A 16,718-nucleotide genomic window follows, 5' to 3' on the forward strand; every position below is an offset into this window, starting at 1 on the left:
CGCTAAGATTTATTTATAAAATAGAGATCATAAACATGGAAATGGAAAACGAAACACAACAAGATGTAACACAAGACAAACAGTCGAGTGAGCAACAGAGCGCTCCGACAAACTCAGGCGGCGCAAATAAAATGTTGATCGGGGGGATCGTTGTCGTAGTTATAGCTGCTATCATCGGTGCTGCTATGTGGTTCCTTGGCGGCGATATGTCTACAAACGCTGACCCATCTGCCGCTGTTGCGGTGGTAAATGGTGAGGAGATCACCCGGGCCGAGTATGATGCACAGCTACAGAATGTAGAGCAGTCATTTCAGGCACAGGGCCAAACGGTTACTGATGAAATAAGACAGCAGCTACTTAATAGCCTTATTGAACGAGAGCTTATAGTTCAGTACGCACAAGAGAACAACATTACTGCCTCTTCTGAAGATGTAGACGAACAGTACGAGCGGTTCTCATCTCAGTTTGGTGACGAGGAGGAATTTAATAGTTTTCTCGAGAGTCAGTCTGTAACAGAAGCAGAGGTACGAGAAGATATTGAGAAGCAACTTGTTGTTCAGGCGGTACTTGAAGCACAAGCAGAAGGAGCAGGGCTTGGTGAAGTGTCTGATGAGGATGTGCAGGCTCGCTATGATGAGCTTGTTGCCGGAACAGGAGAAGGACAGGAGGCTCCAGAGCTTTCTGAAGTAGAGCCACAGGTACGAGCTCAGTTAGAACAAGAGCAGCAAGGAGAGGTGTACGAAGCATTTGTTGCTGAATTGCGACAGGATGCTGATATAGAAGTGCTCCTCTAGTACTTTTACTTTAAAAGACAGAATAGCCAAAGCAAAACGCCGTAACAAACGGCGTTTTGCTTTGGTGGCTGTATTGAAAGAGGGTATACTGAATCAACTCACACGATGTGTGGCCAATTATTTAAAAGTACTCGTTCACATTAATTTGATCTACCATGTTCATTACCGCAATAACTGACTGTCAGGACGATAATGCGATCAACCGCATGATGACACGTGCTTTGTCACTTTTGGATACCGGCACATTCTCTGGCGTTACTCGGCTTACAAGCGGTCTAAATAGACGAGCAGAACTCGAAGCTGCTGGTAATCTTGTTGATATACTAGACGCGTCTGAGGGTCGTCCGGGTATTGTTATGGGCAATGTTGCTCCCCGGAATGGTGATGCGCACGACCGGTGGGATAATGGAACACCTTTTGGCTACTTTCGTTACCGGGAAACACTGGTTGTAACAACAATCGATGGAGCCATGCTATCGCTTGTTAAAAAGCTGGGTATTGTAGATACGATCAATAGTATCGATATGGAAAAAGTGGTTACGGATGAACTTGACCATACAACCATTTCATACGCTCCCGGGAAAATTCTGGGGTCACAGTTTCGAAGTTTTGATTTTCTTCCACGTGTTGCTGTGCACTTGTATCAACACGGGGATGTTACCTCTATACCTAAGTCACTTGAAGGTGTTCCGGATGTGAACAACGTCATCTGGTGGATCGACAGTTTTGGTAACTGTAAGACAACTCTGACACCGGAAGATATACAGCATCGACCAGATGAGCCGATAGAGACGGAGTTCGGACCGATCGGATATAGGTACTCGCTCAAGAGCGTGCCGGACGGTGAGACTGCGCTTATTGTCGGCAGCTCCGGTTTTAAAGAGACTCGTTTTCTAGAGATCGCAACCCAGGGCGGGAACGCTGCTAAGGAGATATCAGCGAACGTAGGTGATTCAGTGCTTCTGTAGCGCACACAGGGAGTAGTTCTAAACAGCTCAACCGTCGGTTGAGCTGTTTAGTGGGTGTTGAGCGTCCCCGGATCGGTTTGGTTAACCGAGAATGGCATCAAAATCCTCGCTGTCGGCGGTCATAAAGTAGAAGTTAACTGCTGCCAGTATCAACAGTGCGGCGATAGTTATGACGAAGGCGATCTCGAAGACGTTCGCAAAAAGAAAAATGCCGGCAAAGAGGAAAAGCTTCACGCTCATCGCGGTCACGTTTTTGAGTACAGCTGTTTTGAGCGGATCAATACGTCGAGCGCGAATAAATAGGTTACTGTCGAGCGGAATACTGACGAAGAGCGCAAAGATACCGACAAGTACGATACTGATGTAGTAAAACGGACTCCAGTCAATGGTCATGCGAATAACCCAGATCAAGGCAAGCGCCAGAGCGCCGGTCATGATAAGTTTTTCCCGGGTTCGGGCATTTATACGGCGGGTAAAGAGAGAAAAAATAATTGTCGTAGCAGCGATCAGTACCGGTATTACCGCTACGGATTCGATAGATTGAAAGATCAGGAAAATAAAGATCGGCCAGAGAACTAATTCTGAAAAGTTATGGATCGAATACAATCCATTGGTAATGAAATTGTTCTTCTCAACAGGACTTTTGAAAAAATTCAAAAAGGAAGAGAAACGGTCCCATTGGGTTGGCTTGTCAGAAAATGTGTTCACATAGATAAGCGGTATGATCGAAGCGAAGAACAACGTGATACTTGCTGCCAGTAGCATTGTTTGACTACCAAAGGCAAGAATGATCGCGCCGGCGATCGGCCCCATCATGGTGGCAACTTGCTTGGCACTGTAGAGGGCGCCGGTTTTGCCGTTGGTCTGTTTCGGGTCATCGTTACTTTTGATAAACAGATAAAGGTGGGCAACCCAGTACAGTGCGTCGTAGAGAGCGCCGAGAAAGGCGAGGGCAATAAGGATCACGAAGCTGTCTACTGTTAGAAAGTCAAATGCAATAAAATATCCAATGATCGCAAAATTTGATAAGACAATGACCCAGCGAGCGCCAATACGACGAATAAGGTCACCGGCAAGAAAGTTAAGGGGGACGTTTATTAAGTGGAAGAGGAAGTAGTAGCCGATAATGGCATTAAGTGAGTAGCCCATCTGATACATCAGGATCGGAATAAAAATGGTGATCAGTGAACGGGCGATAACATGCAGCCAGATGGAGAGTTCAAACAACCAGAAATCATCTTTCAGCAAATTTCTGATCGCGTGGTGATGATGGTAGAAATGAAATAACTGCATATTTTTGATAGAGTGCCGTAGCCGACGCTTTTAGAGAAAGAATATCACAAGACTCTGATTTGAAAACGTATTGCTTTGTATCAACGAGTTCAGGCGGTGGAGCACGTATCAAAAAGTGTTTCAGTATTTGATGCCGGGACATGTTACTATTTGGATATACTCGTATGGAACTATTTACACGCTCAGATCAAAATCCGATCCTTGCTCCGGATCCTTCTCATTCGTGGGAGTCGCGCGCAGTGTTCAATCCGGCTGTTACTGAATTGAACGGTACGATCTATATGCTCTACCGAGCGATCGGAGATGATGAAAATTATATTTCTCGACTCGGACTCGCGACAAGTACAGACGGCATCTCGTTTAAGCGCTCAAGCGAGCCCTGGCTCGCGCCGTCAACCGCGGACGATCGTTGGGGCACAGAAGATCCGCGTATGACTCGTATTGACGACACGGTCTTTATAACCTACACCGCGATCTCTCAGCCGGTAAAAGAAACAGAAAGCGCAATGCGCACAGATCCGCTTCTGGCACAGGTTAACCTGGTCTCTACAACAGACTTTTCGTATTACTCGCACCAAGGTCTTATAACGCCGGACTACTCGGATAACAAAGACACACTTCTTTTTCCGGAAAAAATAAACGATTGTTATGTATTGCTTCATCGTCCGCATCGTTGGTCAAAAGAATGGTACCGGGAGTCCGGTCAAAATGCCGCGGCCAACGTACCGGTGCCAATAGATGGTCTTCCGGAAAAACCAAGTATCTGGATCTCATATTCAAAAGATCTGATCACGTGGTTCGATCACTCGGTGGTTATGGAGCCAACGCATGACACAGATGAGAAGATCGGTGCCGGTGCTCCGCCGATCAGAACTGAGCAGGGCTGGCTGCTTCTGTACCACCATGTGACAAATCATTCCGGAGTCAAACGTATGTACGCGGCAAAAGCCGCATTGCTTGATATCAACGATCCCTCTCAGATCATATCGCGAACTCGGGAGCATGTTCTCGAACCGCGGGAAGCATATGAGACGACCGGTGATGTTGCTGACGTTGTATTTCCGACCGGTGCGTTTATTCGCGGCGGTGATCTGTATATGTACTACGGCGCCGCGGATACGTATTGCGCACTTGCCACCGCACCGATCACTGCCGTTCTTGATGCGCTTGAAATACACACGTCCTGATCTAAAAAGCCATAGATGCCGTGTGCTATAATGAACGTATGATATTTACCTCAAAGATAAAATTGGCTTTAGAGCGTGCGACAACCCTTCACGACGGTCAGTATCGCAAGGATGGAAGTACTCCATATATTGCCCATCCGGTCGCGGTCGCAATGATCCTGGCGCAGTACACGAGTGATGAAGATATTATCTGCGCTGGTCTACTGCACGATGTACTCGAAGATGTTGCTGGCTATTTTGAGCAAGACATGAGAGTGGAGTTTGGTGATACGATAACCGACATTGTCAAAGGAGTGACGGAACCCAAAGATCCAAACAAAGATGTCTCTGAGCAATTGCCGTGGCGTGAGATCAAGGAGAAGTACATGGAGAACCTGAGAACAGCTCCGAGTGGTTCGGTTATGGTTGCTGCCGCCGACAAGATCCACAATCTCGAGTCATTTATATCACTCATCGAGAGAGAGGGTAAAAATACATGGAAGATATTCAATTCTGCGCCGGAAGAGCGTATTTGGTATTTTGATCAAGTGCTTGCCATTGTTGCGGATAGGGTCGAGAACGAACTTGTCGACAAATTCAGAGAGTTAAATATTCAATTTCAAGAAGCAATAGCGACGAGAAGCTTATAGGTTTCTATGGAGAGAACTAAGAAAAAAGTTGCGGTGTTTGATATCGACGGGACTATTTTTCGTTCGAGTTTATTGATAGAGCTTGTTGAGAATTTGATCGATCGCGGACTGTTTCCACAGGAAGCGCGCGAGCTGTATCGTAAAGAGCGGGCCGGTTGGCTCGATCGAACGAGTGGGTATGAAGCGTACATCAACGCTGTTGTGCGTTCTTTTTTAAAGCACATTAAGGGTGTTCCATTCCTTGAGTTTGATGAGATCGCAAGTGACATGGTCGATCGGCATCGTTCTCGAGTGTATCGCTTTACCCGTGATCTTATTGCCCAGCTTAAAAGTGAGGACTTTTATTTATTAGCGATCTCACAATCTCCCAAAGGGGTGCTAGACAAGTTTTGTGACAGTTTCGGTTTCGACAAAGTCTACGGTCGATTTTACGAGCTTGGCCCGGGTGATCGGTTTACCGGCAAAGTGGTCGATGAACATCTGATAGCGAACAAGGCAAATATTGTGAAGCGGGCAGTTGAGAAAGAAGGGTTGACCCTGGAAGGTTCCTACGGTGTCGGCGATACAGAAGACGACATGCCATTTCTTGAACTCGTGACTCACCCGATCGCTTTCAATCCTAATAGCGGTTTGTACCGATATGCGAAGATAAACGATTGGCGAGTGGTTGTGGAAAGAAAGGATGTTATCTACGAGGTGCATGAAAATTTCTAGTGTATAATAGAAAGCAATGGCGGAGTTTATGTCTACACCTACCGATCAAGACGACCACACAGATGTATATGGCTTGGAGGCTGACCGGCATCGTGAAGTAAAGCACGATGAAGACAGTTCTTTGAGTGAGCAAGCAAAGGAAAAGGAAAGCGGGTCTGATATAAATACTGAAACTCAGGCTGAGCAAGTCAAAAATATTGCTGTCGGTGACCTGGTTGAGGTCAATGGTTTTTTTGATGAACCTAAAAAAGTAGTGAGTATAGATTCAGATGGAAAGATCGAAATAGAGGGAGGTGAGGGAAGTTTAAATATGGTTGTGGATCCTGCTATCCACACAATAGACTCCGTATACAAGGCTCCGAGAGAGTCGATGAAGAGTGAGCAGGTCAGTGCAGGTCAAGGTGTGAACGATGGAGATCAGACTCAGTGGCAGGCTGAAGTGGGTATGCCAAATGCTGAACCGGCATCAAGCGATCAAAAAGAAGCAGACGAATGGCGAGCCGCTTTTGATTCAGAGAAAGTGAATACAAGTGGTCAAGACTCGTCCGGGGTTTCTGAGGGTGAGCCTACAGCAGGTGAAAGCGGTCCTGAAGTGAGTAGTGCGGAGGTGAAGAGCCTGGTAGATATGATGTCTACGTTTTTGCAATTGAAGAAGGAGAGTATACACAACCGACTGAAGAGAAAATGGGGTGAGATGTCGGATCGGGCGAAGGTATCAGCTGTGCTTGCTATCGGAGTAACGCTTCCGACGGTCGCAATAGCGGCATACAAGTATTTTCCACTGATCGCCTTGGCGCTGCGGGCTACAGGATCGGAAGGGTTTGATTCTATGGAAATGGATGGAACAGGGATGGCAGATGGGAAAGAGCCTGAATCAGTTGAGCAAGGCACTGAAACTGAACCGGTTGCCGATGCGGGCACTGATCCTGTTGGTGAAACACAACGCGGATCACAAGCGGGAGAACGATCTACAGATTCCGACAATGGCAGAATCCAGATGACAGAACCCGAAGAGATCGAGGTTATCGGTGGACCTGAGGGAGAAAGTTTACCTCCTGATGAGGTTCAAAAAGATGAGGGTGAGGAAGAGGAATACGATCCGTATGCCTGGAGGCCTGAGGCGCCGGAGTACACTATTGGTACAGGGTCGCGTGGGAGTGATGGAAGTGAAGGAGGGGAAAGTGGTGGAGCAGTAGAAAGTGATGAGAAAGAGAGTGGTGGTACCGAGCAAATAGTGCGATCGTCAGAAAGCGCGGAGGTAGTAACGAATGTAGAAACAAGCGATAGTACCCACGTAGAGTTGGTGGAAGATGAAGAGACGGGAAAGGATGTTCTGTATGAGGTGGATAGCAGCAATGGAGAGCGTTTGCAAAGGCTTGTAACAGAGGAACCCGGGAAAGGAGCTACATTTTTTGATACTGGCGACTCTGAAACACATGTAAAAATAGTTCATAATGAAAATGGAACTTCTACACTGCAAATTGTAAACAGTGAAGATGGTCGTATTACAAAGGAGGCGGTTGTGGACTTTCCGTTGGATTTTACCGATTCTGATACATCAGAAGAAGCGCCGGCGGAGAGCTCTGACGAGAAACAACACGATAGCTCGGTATCTGCGCCGGAAACGCATAAAGAAGATCTTGGCGAGGTTGGTCTTTCTGATCGGGTCGAATGGCAGGCGGGGCGTGCGTACGGCTACGAGAACGGCGATCCGGTTGTGCTGTCTGATCCGAATTCAGAAGTTGTTCAAGGGGCGTATGCTGACGATCTTGTCGACGGAAAGGCGCATGTTGAGCAGGTAAAAATGTATTCGAATAGCGACGCAACGAAGCTTATGCTTGTTGATAGTGAGACCGGGGAGCAACTGAAGCGTGTTGACGTACTCGATGACGGCAACGTGGTCGTGCATTCAGGCAATGCCTCTGAGGTAGTGGTCGGGCCGCAGTTCGAGACGGGAGATCCGGATACACACATCGAGCAGGCGCAACGCTACGATGGTCAGATGTATGTGTTCTATGTTGTTGATAGCACGAGCGGTGAAGTTTTGGAGACCCGGCAGGCTTCGGCATCAGATTATGATCCCGGTCCGGCTGAGTTGCATGCACCTGCGTGGAAGCAAGAAGGGGTACAAGAAAGTGAAGGGAGTGCGACAATTGAGCCGGAAACTCGTTCAAATGCTAATGAATCCGCTGATCGTTCTGAGTCTGAGAGGCGATTCCGTGCGCCAATTGACGACGCAGGATCTTCTAGTGAAAGTAGATCAGATCAGGAGGATCAAGAACCATCCACATCTACCGATCCATACGCCGGGTACTCAAAAGCCGCTTAAACCATTGATCATATGAACATAATTCCCGACACCATTAAGAAGGAACTCGATCTTGAGAAATGCACTCCAGAACAGCAGCAACAGCTCGTAGCAGAGCTCGAAGACCTGGTCGAGCATCGTGTTACCGCCGAACTTCTAGACGAGCTTGATACTGAGTCAGCAGAGAAACTCAAAAAACTCATGGAGAGTGGGAGTGACGAAGAGGTAAGCGCGTATTTTGAGCAACTTGTCTCAAAAAACAAACAGGTGGTTGCCCGAGCAATTACCAAGACAGTACAGGAGTTTAAACAAGTTTCAAAAACGATCGGCCTTTCATAAAGGGTCAATGATGCAAAACCGGTTAACTATAAGTAAAATAAATGGCTCACATTGCTTGTGAGCCATTTATTATCTGTTTTAAGGTGTTTTTCGGGCAGTCTTTTTAGTAGTGGGTTTACCTTTTTCGAACACTATTGATTCACCCTTTAATTTTGCCACGATCGAGTCGCCGTCTTGAATCGTATTTTCAATGATCTGAGTCGAAAGTTCGTCCATGAGCGTGTCTTGGATAACGCGCTTGAGCGGACGCGCACCGAAGGCGGGGTCGTAGCCGGTACTCGTGAGCATTTTCTTTACCTCATCGGTTATCTCAAGCTCGATGTTCTTTTCTTGGCGCAGTGTTTCCTGAAGGTCGGTAAGTTGTATCTCGACGATCTCGTCGAGGTTCTCTTCGGTTAGACGATGGAAAAGCGTAATACTGTCGAGGCGGTTAAGAAACTCGGGGCGGAAGGTTTGGTGTACCACGCCCATAACGCTTTCGCGGAGTTTCTCTTCGTCTTTAAATTCACCGCCGGTAATAAGATCACTCCCAACGTTCGAGGTCATAATGATGATCGTGTTTGAAAAGTCTACGGTACGACCTTGTCCGTCCGTCAGGCGTCCGTCGTCAAGTACCTGCAAGAGCATATTAAATACGTCAGGATGAGCCTTCTCTATTTCGTCGAGAAGTACTACCTGATACGGTCGTCGTCGAACCGGTTCGGTCAATTGTCCGCCTTCTTCGTACCCAACATAGCCGGGAGGAGCGCCGACGAGACGGGATGTTGCAAACCGTTCCATGTACTCGGACATGTCTATTCGCACCATTGCGTTCTCATCATCAAAAAGAAATTCAGCAAGTGCTCGGGCTAGCTCAGTCTTTCCGACACCGGTCGGCCCGAGGAACATGAACGATCCGATCGGCTTTGCGGTAGCCTTCAGTCCGGCTCGGGACCGCCGAACAGCCTTTGCCACCCGTTCCACCGCTTCCTTCTGACCAACAACTCGCTTAGCCAGCTCGTCTTCCAGGTGTGATAGCTTGTCTGCCTCAGTTTCAAGCATTCGAGTAGACGGGATGCCGGTCCATCTCGATACAACGCGGGCAATATCTTCTTCGGTCACTTCCTCGCGAAGAACGCGCTGGCCCTTCGGAATATCAGCTAGTGCGCTTTGTGCCTCCTTAACCTTCTTTTCGAGCTGAGGTATTTCGCTGTACTGTATTTCGGCTACACGTTCGTAATTACCGGCGCGCTCTTCGCGCTCTTGCTCCGCCTTTAATTCGTCTATTTTTGCAGAAACCTCACGTGTATTCTCAATCATGTCTTTCTCTCGTTTCCATTCAGCTTGTTTAGCGTTAAACGATTCATTTAGATCTGCCAGGTCCTTCGATACTTGCTCGAGACGGTCTTTGCTTTGTTTGTCTTTCTCTTTTTTAAGAGCCTCGCGTTCGATCTCGAGTTGCGTTATGCGTCGTTTGAGCTGGTCAAGCTCTGTCGGCATGCTTTCCACTTCCATTTTAAGGGTAGAGGTTGCTTCATCTATGAGGTCAACCGCTTTATCCGGAAGAAATCGGGAAGGGATGTAGCGGGCAGAAAGCTTTGCTGCGGCAACCAGTGCAGGGTCGGTAATATGAACCCCGTGATGTACTTCGTACTTTTCTTTAAGTCCGCGCAGGATCGCCACGGTATTTTCTATGGTTGGTTCATCAACAAAGACAGGTTGGTAGCGGCGTTCCAGTGCTTGGTCTTTCTCGATGTGCTCGCGATACTCGCTTAGCGTGGTGGCGCCGATCATGTGTAGCGTGCCACGAGCGAGCATCGGTTTGATCATGTTTGCAGCGTCGACTGCGCCTTCAGCTGAACCGGCGCCGACGATCGTGTGTAGCTCGTCAATAAAGAGAATGATCTTACCTTCTGCTTTCTCTACTTCCTCGAGTACCGAGCGCATACGCTCTTCAAACTCACCGCGGTATTTTGCACCGGCTAAAAGTGAGCCGATCTGCAAGCTCATTACTTTTTTATTCTTGATAGAATCAGGCACGTCGCCGGAGACGATCCGTTGAGCTAGCCCCTCAACGATGGCGGTTTTACCAACACCCGGGTCACCGATTAGCACCGGGTTATTTTTGGTACGGCGGGCGAGTACCTGCATGACGCGTCGAATCTCTTCGTCTCGACCGATGACCGGATCCAACTTTCCGCTATCGGCAAGCGCGGTTAGATCCTGACCGTACTGTTCCAGGACATTGTATTTGCTTTCCGGGTTTTGATCTTTGATGTTCATAGAGCCACGTACGTTTTCTAGCTTGCTAATAATGGTTTCATACGTAATGCCTGTCTCTTCAAGCAGTTTCTTAGCAGGCGTATCTGTACTAAGTATGGCGAGTAGGGCGTGTTCGGTCGAGACATACGAATCGTTGAGGCCGGTCATCTCCTTCTGTGCCTGCTCAAGAATAGTTGCAGTATCGCGGGAGAGTCGCGGTTGCTCCACCTGCTTGAGTACGGGAAGTTTTTCGACCTCGTTTGTAACCTGCTTGTGAAGTGTTTCAGGGGAGCCACCGGCTTCTCGAATGAGTGGTGAGAAGATGGTGTCACCGTGCTCTGCTCCTTGCTGAAGCAGAGCATTAAGTAAATGCACTGCCTCGATCTGCGGGTTGCCGTGAGCTGTGGCGAGCTCAATAGCGCTTTGGAGCGCTTCTTGTGTTCGCTGGGTGTACTGTTCCGGATTGATAGTCATACTATTATAGACATAAAGTATTATACCACACTTGTCAACATTGCCGAGATATAATATGCTCAATCCATCGTTGTTGTTCGTTCTTATAAAACAGATCTCGAAAGGGTGCGAGATGCCACGCAAGATCAAACAATGGTTCGTCGAACCGATCGGCAGTCACGGCAATTCCTTGATCGCGAACCTTCTGGGAGACGATCGAACTCGTGAGGACATCGTTGGCCCTCGTGGGTACCGACCAAAGCTTTACGAGTGCACACGCGAGGAGGTTACATCCATCACCCAGTCGGACATCTATGTCCGCGTCTGGAAACAGTACTCAAACGATCAGTTGGTCCGAGACACAGGCCTAAGCAGGGAGCCCAAAGACACCGCTGATGTTTGACCTGTATATAATGGTCACTCTTCGCTATACCGCCCGGTTTTATGCCGTGCGGTTTTTTCTTAGGTTATTATAGTTTACAATAGATAGTATATGAATGAATTCGAAACAATTTCACGAGATGAGTTAAAAGAGAAGATCGATCACGAGAGTGACTTTGTACTTATCGATGTTCTTGGCGAGCACTCGTTTGAGCGAGCGCACATACCGGGAGCGATCTCAATAGATGCCCATGATGATAATTTTATTTCTGAGATCGAAGCAAAGGTCCCTAACAAGGAAAGTGAATTAGTTATCTACTGTGCAAGTTTTGCCTGTGGTCTGAGTACCGATGTCGCCCGTAAACTGATCGAGGCGGGGTACCATGCTGTCGTTGATTTTGAAGGAGGTTTGCGAGACTGGGCACGCGGGGGTTACCTGTTTGAGGGATCAGATGCAGAAGAAGTTGCTGAGCAATTATCAAAAGATTCAGATCAATAAAACACGCTCTATATGAATGAACATCCTACGTTTTCTCTTGTATGGGTTGTAGTAACAGTGCTTGTGGCAATTGGCTTAGGGGTTCTTGTGCTTGCCATGATCGTTTTTTCTGGTGATGATCAAATGTCTCCTGTTGATGACGTAGTGGATGAGGGTGTTGACACGAGCGATTGGCAGACATACACAAGTGACGAGTATGATTTTTCTATCTCGCATCCGTCAGATTGGACGGTTGCCTCGCACGCCCCTACCGACGACAACATTTCTGAGACCGGTATGATATCGCCTGCGATCAATATATTCCCTGAGGATGCCGATGTATCAGCACCGTTTGATCATCACAATGAAGTGGCTAATGTCTCAGTGTTTCCCAGCGGAGTTCCAACTGAAGGGGTGGCCGGAGAACAAGAGCAGTCAGGTATGTTGTTTAATACACAGCCTGCCGAGGCCTTTGATTATGTGCTTGATGATGGAACGTCATGGGCAACACTCGTTCGGTTTGAAGATGTGCCGGAGAGCTGGGAGCCGTACGGATTTATCTGGGCGCGAGCCGATATCGCTGATCTAGAAGTAGAGTGTATTTCAGATGGGGAGGTTGTTTCAAGCGAGCAGTGTGATCCGCTTACCGGGGACCGGGTTATTCGATCGGGGTCAGTTGATAATGACCAGCGAGAGATACAGGAAGAGATCATCAAAAGCTTTGAATTTCATCGGGAGTAGGTGAAGCTAGTAAACGTTTTACTTTTTTAGAGTAAATGTTGTATACTGTCGCAGTATGAATGAACAGGAAAATGATCATATAACGCAAGCGCAGCAAGATATGTCCGGGCGATCGTATGAGTCGATTGAACCTGAACCTCAAGCCGGTCAAAATCCTGCTGGTCAAGATTCACTCGCAGAAAGACCGCGAAAAGGGTTTCTGGAACGATATCGCGCGGGTCGTGTCTTTGGTAGCTTTGTATATGTTTACTTTGCGCTGTTCGTCGTTTTCCACGTTGCAGTAGCGCTTGTTTTCCTGATGACCAGCATGAACCCGATGGTTGGTCTTGTTCTTTGGATTATTATGATGCTTCTCGGCGGTTTCTCTGTAGTCGCGCTGAGCCTTTGGCGCGATCACTTACGAACATTTTGGGACCGCTAAGAATAGATAACATAAAATATAATATAAATACTATGCAGAATCAGTCACAAAAACAGCAGATCATTATCGCCGTGGTGATGCTGCTCATCGGTTTTTTGATCGGAGTACTCATTACTGCCGGTTGGTATCAAGGAAACGATGGTACATCGAATGATATTGATACAACCGATGACACTGAGCAGGTAATGGAAGATGATACTGACGATACGAGCGGTGAAGAAGACAACGATCTACCTGATCGATCCTCACTAAATAACAACAGTTCATCGAACACGTCTGGATCAGAGGATGTATCCGTATCCGCGAATGATCAGAGTGCCGGCAATGAAGTGGTTGTATCAAATGTAGAGGTTGATAGAACAACATGGGTAGCTGTTCGCGAGGGCGTGAACGGTTCCATGGGTAACGTGCTTGGTGCTAAGCGCGTTGAGCAAGGTTCTCACTCAGATCTCACTATACGATTGCTACGAGGGACTGAGGCAGGTGGAACCTACTTTGTAACACTCTATGAAGACAACGGAGATGGTGAGTTTAGTCACATCAGCGATTCGTTAGTAGAGGTAGATGGCTCAACAGTGTTTTCAACGTTTGAAGCATCAGCAGAGTAGTACTGGATGTACGGCACATGCCTCCTGTTTGTTTGCGCAGACAGGAGGCATTGTTGTTTTCCGGTTTATCCGTTACCCCATAATTTCATATGGTGTGGAGTGGCGGTAGAATGATCAGTAACGTATAAACAATTATGAAGATCACGATCTGCGGACTAGCCGGTACAGGAACGAGCACAACCGGAAAAAAACTTGCGAGCGTGCTTGAGTATGAATTTATCTCAAGCGGCGGCATTTTTCGTGCGAAGGCTGCTGAATACGGAATGGATCTCCATGAGTTTGAGGATCTCTGTCGTAGCGACGAAAAGTACGACCGTGCTGTAGATGATGAAATAGCAACAATAGGGAAGAGTAAAGATGATATTGTGGTTGAGAGTCGACTTGCGTGGTATTTTATTCCGGACTCATTCAAAGTGCTGCTCGTGTGTGATCGTCACACACGAGTTTCCCGGGTTGCCGGACGGGACAAGATCTCACGCAGCGAAGCTGATCAAAAAACTGCACATCGGGAAGATTCTATTCGGGCTCGGTTTCGTGATTATTACGGTATTGAACAATTTGACGATGAAGCCAACTTTGACCTGGTTCTGGATACGACAAAAGTGAGCGTATCAAGTACGGTGGATTCTATTGCGAAGAAGCTTTCAGAGTTACATTCCACATAGTCGTCAACACCCTTGTGAGGTATCAATGCTATAATTAGCGTAGCACTTTTCGTGTTGCTGTTTAAAGTTACAGACGCTCCTGTGCACAACCAAATGGAACAATTTCTACCATTCTTTCTTATATTGCTTGCCGGCGTTTTTTTCTCGGAAGTATTTCGTCGCTTTAATTTGCCGTGGGTAATCGCACTCTTGCTCGCCGGAGTTGTTATCGGTCCTCATGCGGCGGGTTTCATAGAGTTGGACGAAACCCTGAGTTTTATCGGTCAGATCGGCCTTGTATTCCTGATGTTCATGGCCGGTATCGAGACAAAAATAACGCCGGTACGAGGAATGCGGACTCGGGTTATATTTTTCAGTCTTGTAAACTCGTTTATTCCATTCGTAGTAGGTGTGGGACTCACTGTCTTTCTGGGTTTTAGTATTCAGGCAGCGCTTTTGGTCGGCATCATCTTCATTTCCTCGTCACTGTCAGTGGTTGTTCCGACCCTCACTCAAGTAGGGCTTATTAATAATCGGATGGGGCACCTTATTGTACCTTCGGCGGTACTTCAGGATGTTCTTTCTTTGGCTGTTCTTTCGATCGTTTTTCAGGCTGTTGATCCAATCTCCAGCCTGCCGCTACCGCTGTTCTATCTCATCTTATTTAGCTCACTGTTCTTACTCCGCTGGGTTGTACCGAAGATAGAAACACTCATGACCCAACGATATGTTGATAAGGCCGATATATTTCAGCAACAGTTGCGCATGGTGCTTACGCTGATGATCGGCACGGTTATTATCTTTGAGCTATTGGGGCTTCATCCGATCATAGCCGGTTTCTTCGCCGGCCTGATACTCTCAGATACAATTAAAGGTGATTACTTCAAGGAGAAGCTTCGGGCGGTTAGCTACGGAGTGTTCATCCCTGTTTTTTTTGTTATTACCGGCGCCCGCACGGACGTATCAGTATTTTTTGAGGCCGGGCGAGCACTCGCCTTAACAGCGTTGATCGTGACAGGTTCGATCATTGCAAAGTTCGGTAGCGGCTGGCTTGCTGCCCGAGCCATAGGAGAGAAGGGTATTGATGCAACCTTGGTCGCGAGTGCCACCATTCCACAACTCACCACAACCCTGGCCGTGATAACCATAGGCATCGAACTCGGCCTGCTTACTCCGTCGCTTGTGACCGGTCTTATTACCTTGAGTATTGTAACCACTATCGTGAGTCCGCTGTTGCTGAACGCCCTTGCCGCGGAGCGAAGTAAATTGTGGGAGCAGTATCTTGCCAAGACCCAGGATCCGGATCAGATCGCAGAACCTACGGTATAGAAGCTATTCAGTGTTCTCAGGGTTTGTCTGCCGTGATAGTATGCACATATCGCCCAGAAAAGTAACTACAAAGATATCTAATAAAGAATACAAGTATGGATAGACTTAATCAGTATGTGATCGAAACGCTTCAAACCCATTCATTGTGGGGTAATACGGGGAATGAGTATGTAATAGCTTTTGTGGTATTCTTTCTTTTCTTCGCCATCTTTCGGATGTTTCATCACGCTGTTCTCTGGCGCCTGGAAATACTGTGCAGCCGAACCTGTACCGATCTCGACGATCTTTTGGTCAAACTGTTGCAAAGTGTGACCGGCTGGTTCTATACGATAGCAGCTGCTTTCATCGCCCTGCTTTTTTTGACCGTATCACCTCTGGTCTGGGATATTGCGACCGTAATATTTGTAGTGGCAATTGTTTATCAGGTCGTTCGAGCAGCCGGTATCGTAGTTGAATTTGTTGTTTCAAAACAGCTTGGAACAAGCGACGGGCAGGCTCATTCGATGATATCGTTACTCAGTAAGGTTGTAAAAACGATACTCTGGGCTCTCGGTGGACTATTTATACTTTCGAATTTCGGCGTGGACATTACAGCTCTCATTACCGGGCTCGGTGTCGGTGGTATCGCTATAGCGCTTGCGTTACAAAATATCCTGGGTGACCTTTTTAGTTCGTTTTCGATCTACTTTGATAAACCGTTTGAGGTAGGTGACTTCATTGCGGTAGGAGATAAGCTAGGAACAGTCGAGAACATCGGTATCAAGACAACTCGCTTGAGATCACTGCAAGGAGAGGAGATAATTCTATCGAACCGCGAACTTACAAATGCTCAGATCCACAATTATCGCGGCATGAAAGAGTGGCGTGGCGAGATACCGATCGGTGTCACCTATGCTACTGCCCCGGAGGATCTTGACCAGGTGAAGAAGCTTATAACCTCGATCATTAACGAGCGATCAGGAGCACGGCTTGATCGGGTCAACGCTGTTACATTCGGTGAATCAGCAATTGATTTTGAAGTCGTCTTTTACTCTGAAACAGATGTGTTTGCTGATCATCTGGCGACGCAACACTCACTTATCACTGAGATCAAGCGCCAATTTGAGGAAAAGGGTATTGAGATCGCGTTTCCAACTCGAACGGTTCACCTGGTAAATCAGCCCGCCTCGTAGAAGAAGTAGGCAGTTCAA

General features: G+C 47.4%; 17 protein-coding genes. 15 read left to right on the top strand and 2 right to left on the bottom strand.

All coding sequences use genetic code 11. From position 1 onward, the window contains the following. The first annotated feature begins 35 nt into the window (after window positions 1-35). Together WD312_02730 and WD312_02735 are read left to right on the top strand one after the other, a co-directional pair. Entirely contained in the window at window positions 36-794 is a 759-nt protein-coding gene (locus WD312_02730) for a SurA N-terminal domain-containing protein (GenBank protein ID MEX2564003.1), read from the top strand. A 155-nt stretch (window positions 795-949) separates the two neighbouring features. Next, window positions 950-1,762: an SAM hydroxide adenosyltransferase gene (locus WD312_02735; GenBank protein MEX2564004.1), complete on the top strand. Its 813-nt coding sequence runs from the start codon at window positions 950-952 to the stop codon at window positions 1,760-1,762. An 81-nt stretch (window positions 1,763-1,843) separates the two neighbouring features. Here WD312_02735 and WD312_02740 read toward each other — a convergent pair whose 3' ends face one another. Continuing rightward, entirely contained in the window at window positions 1,844-3,055 is a 1,212-nt protein-coding gene (locus WD312_02740) for an MFS transporter (protein ID MEX2564005.1), read from the bottom strand. A 164-nt stretch (window positions 3,056-3,219) separates the two neighbouring features. Between WD312_02740 and WD312_02745 the strand changes: the two genes are divergently transcribed. The 5 genes from WD312_02745 to WD312_02765 are packed head-to-tail and all read left to right on the top strand — an operon-like array spanning window position 3,220 to window position 8,232. Beyond that, a complete protein-coding gene (locus WD312_02745) occupies window positions 3,220-4,242 on the top strand; it encodes a glycosidase (protein ID MEX2564006.1) in 1,023 nt (340 codons plus the stop codon). Window positions 4,243-4,280: 38 nt separating this feature from the next. Next, window positions 4,281-4,871, top strand: coding sequence for an HD domain-containing protein (locus WD312_02750; GenBank protein ID MEX2564007.1), 591 nt, complete (start codon window positions 4,281-4,283; stop codon window positions 4,869-4,871). A gap of 6 nt (window positions 4,872-4,877) precedes the next feature. Beyond that, a complete protein-coding gene (locus WD312_02755; GenBank protein ID MEX2564008.1) occupies window positions 4,878-5,585 on the top strand; it encodes an HAD-IB family hydrolase in 708 nt (235 codons plus the stop codon). 28 nt (window positions 5,586-5,613) lie between these two features. Beyond that, window positions 5,614-7,914, top strand: a complete 2,301-nt coding sequence (locus WD312_02760) for a hypothetical protein (protein MEX2564009.1) — start codon at window positions 5,614-5,616, stop codon at window positions 7,912-7,914. Window positions 7,915-7,926: 12 nt separating this feature from the next. Then, window positions 7,927-8,232, top strand: a complete 306-nt coding sequence (locus tag WD312_02765) for a hypothetical protein (protein ID MEX2564010.1) — start codon at window positions 7,927-7,929, stop codon at window positions 8,230-8,232. Window positions 8,233-8,310: 78 nt separating this feature from the next. On the opposite strand, the gene clpB is transcribed toward WD312_02765, so the two are convergent. After that, complete coding sequence (clpB, locus tag WD312_02770) at window positions 8,311-10,947, bottom strand: ATP-dependent chaperone ClpB (protein MEX2564011.1); 2,637 nt, start codon at window positions 10,945-10,947, stop codon at window positions 8,311-8,313. Between the two features lie 55 nt (window positions 10,948-11,002). Between clpB and WD312_02775 the strand changes: the two genes are divergently transcribed. The 8 genes from WD312_02775 to WD312_02810 all read left to right on the top strand — a co-directional run bounded on the left by WD312_02775 (window position 11,003) and on the right by WD312_02810 (window position 16,700). Beyond that, complete coding sequence (locus WD312_02775) at window positions 11,003-11,329, top strand: hypothetical protein (protein ID MEX2564012.1); 327 nt, start codon at window positions 11,003-11,005, stop codon at window positions 11,327-11,329. 90 nt (window positions 11,330-11,419) lie between these two features. After that, entirely contained in the window at window positions 11,420-11,806 is a 387-nt protein-coding gene (locus WD312_02780; GenBank protein ID MEX2564013.1) for a rhodanese-like domain-containing protein, read from the top strand. Window positions 11,807-11,818: 12 nt separating this feature from the next. Then, window positions 11,819-12,526 (top strand): hypothetical protein, encoded by a 708-nt coding sequence (locus tag WD312_02785; GenBank protein ID MEX2564014.1) that lies wholly within the window; start codon window positions 11,819-11,821, stop codon window positions 12,524-12,526. Window positions 12,527-12,581: 55 nt separating this feature from the next. Then, window positions 12,582-12,947: a hypothetical protein gene (locus tag WD312_02790; GenBank protein ID MEX2564015.1), complete on the top strand. Its 366-nt coding sequence runs from the start codon at window positions 12,582-12,584 to the stop codon at window positions 12,945-12,947. 32 nt (window positions 12,948-12,979) lie between these two features. Next, the gene (locus WD312_02795; GenBank protein MEX2564016.1) at window positions 12,980-13,555 is read left to right on the top strand and encodes a hypothetical protein; all 576 of its coding nucleotides are present in this window, start codon (window positions 12,980-12,982) and stop codon (window positions 13,553-13,555) included. Window positions 13,556-13,689: 134 nt separating this feature from the next. Beyond that, window positions 13,690-14,220 carry a cytidylate kinase family protein gene (locus tag WD312_02800; protein ID MEX2564017.1) on the top strand — a complete coding sequence of 177 codons (531 nt, stop codon included), beginning with the start codon at window positions 13,690-13,692 and terminating at the stop codon, window positions 14,218-14,220. A 93-nt stretch (window positions 14,221-14,313) separates the two neighbouring features. After that, window positions 14,314-15,528, top strand: coding sequence for a cation:proton antiporter (locus tag WD312_02805; GenBank protein MEX2564018.1), 1,215 nt, complete (start codon window positions 14,314-14,316; stop codon window positions 15,526-15,528). A 95-nt stretch (window positions 15,529-15,623) separates the two neighbouring features. Further along, window positions 15,624-16,700, top strand: a complete 1,077-nt coding sequence (locus tag WD312_02810; protein ID MEX2564019.1) for a mechanosensitive ion channel family protein — start codon at window positions 15,624-15,626, stop codon at window positions 16,698-16,700. Window positions 16,701-16,718: the final 18 nt, after the last annotated feature.

The sequence above is a fragment of the Candidatus Paceibacterota bacterium genome (genome assembly GCA_040905715.1).
Taxonomy (GTDB): domain Bacteria; phylum Patescibacteriota; class Minisyncoccia; order Phycocordibacterales; family CSBR16-193; genus JBBDHZ01.

Bases quoted from the DNA above. Each gene is read 5' to 3' on its own strand.
- WD312_02735 (MEX2564004.1), top strand. From the start codon at position 950: ATGTTCATTACCGCAATAACTGACTGTCAGGACGATAATGCGATCAAC.
- WD312_02790 (MEX2564015.1), top strand. From the start codon at position 12,582: ATGAATGAACAGGAAAATGATCATATAACGCAAGCGCAGCAAGATATG.
- WD312_02780 (MEX2564013.1), top strand. From the start codon at position 11,420: ATGAATGAATTCGAAACAATTTCACGAGATGAGTTAAAAGAGAAGATC.
- WD312_02765 (MEX2564010.1), top strand. From the start codon at position 7,927: ATGAACATAATTCCCGACACCATTAAGAAGGAACTCGATCTTGAGAAA.
- WD312_02745 (MEX2564006.1), top strand. From the start codon at position 3,220: ATGGAACTATTTACACGCTCAGATCAAAATCCGATCCTTGCTCCGGAT.
- WD312_02795 (MEX2564016.1), top strand. From the start codon at position 12,980: ATGCAGAATCAGTCACAAAAACAGCAGATCATTATCGCCGTGGTGATG.
- WD312_02760 (MEX2564009.1), top strand. From the start codon at position 5,614: ATGTCTACACCTACCGATCAAGACGACCACACAGATGTATATGGCTTG.
- WD312_02785 (MEX2564014.1), top strand. From the start codon at position 11,819: ATGAATGAACATCCTACGTTTTCTCTTGTATGGGTTGTAGTAACAGTG.
- WD312_02775 (MEX2564012.1), top strand. From the start codon at position 11,003: ATGCTCAATCCATCGTTGTTGTTCGTTCTTATAAAACAGATCTCGAAA.
- WD312_02730 (MEX2564003.1), top strand. From the start codon at position 36: ATGGAAATGGAAAACGAAACACAACAAGATGTAACACAAGACAAACAG.
- clpB (MEX2564011.1), bottom strand. From the start codon at position 10,947: ATGACTATCAATCCGGAACAGTACACCCAGCGAACACAAGAAGCGCTC.
- WD312_02750 (MEX2564007.1), top strand. From the start codon at position 4,281: ATGATATTTACCTCAAAGATAAAATTGGCTTTAGAGCGTGCGACAACC.
- WD312_02755 (MEX2564008.1), top strand. From the start codon at position 4,878: ATGGAGAGAACTAAGAAAAAAGTTGCGGTGTTTGATATCGACGGGACT.
- WD312_02800 (MEX2564017.1), top strand. From the start codon at position 13,690: ATGAAGATCACGATCTGCGGACTAGCCGGTACAGGAACGAGCACAACC.
- WD312_02810 (MEX2564019.1), top strand. From the start codon at position 15,624: ATGGATAGACTTAATCAGTATGTGATCGAAACGCTTCAAACCCATTCA.
- WD312_02805 (MEX2564018.1), top strand. From the start codon at position 14,314: ATGGAACAATTTCTACCATTCTTTCTTATATTGCTTGCCGGCGTTTTT.
- WD312_02740 (MEX2564005.1), bottom strand. From the start codon at position 3,055: ATGCAGTTATTTCATTTCTACCATCATCACCACGCGATCAGAAATTTG.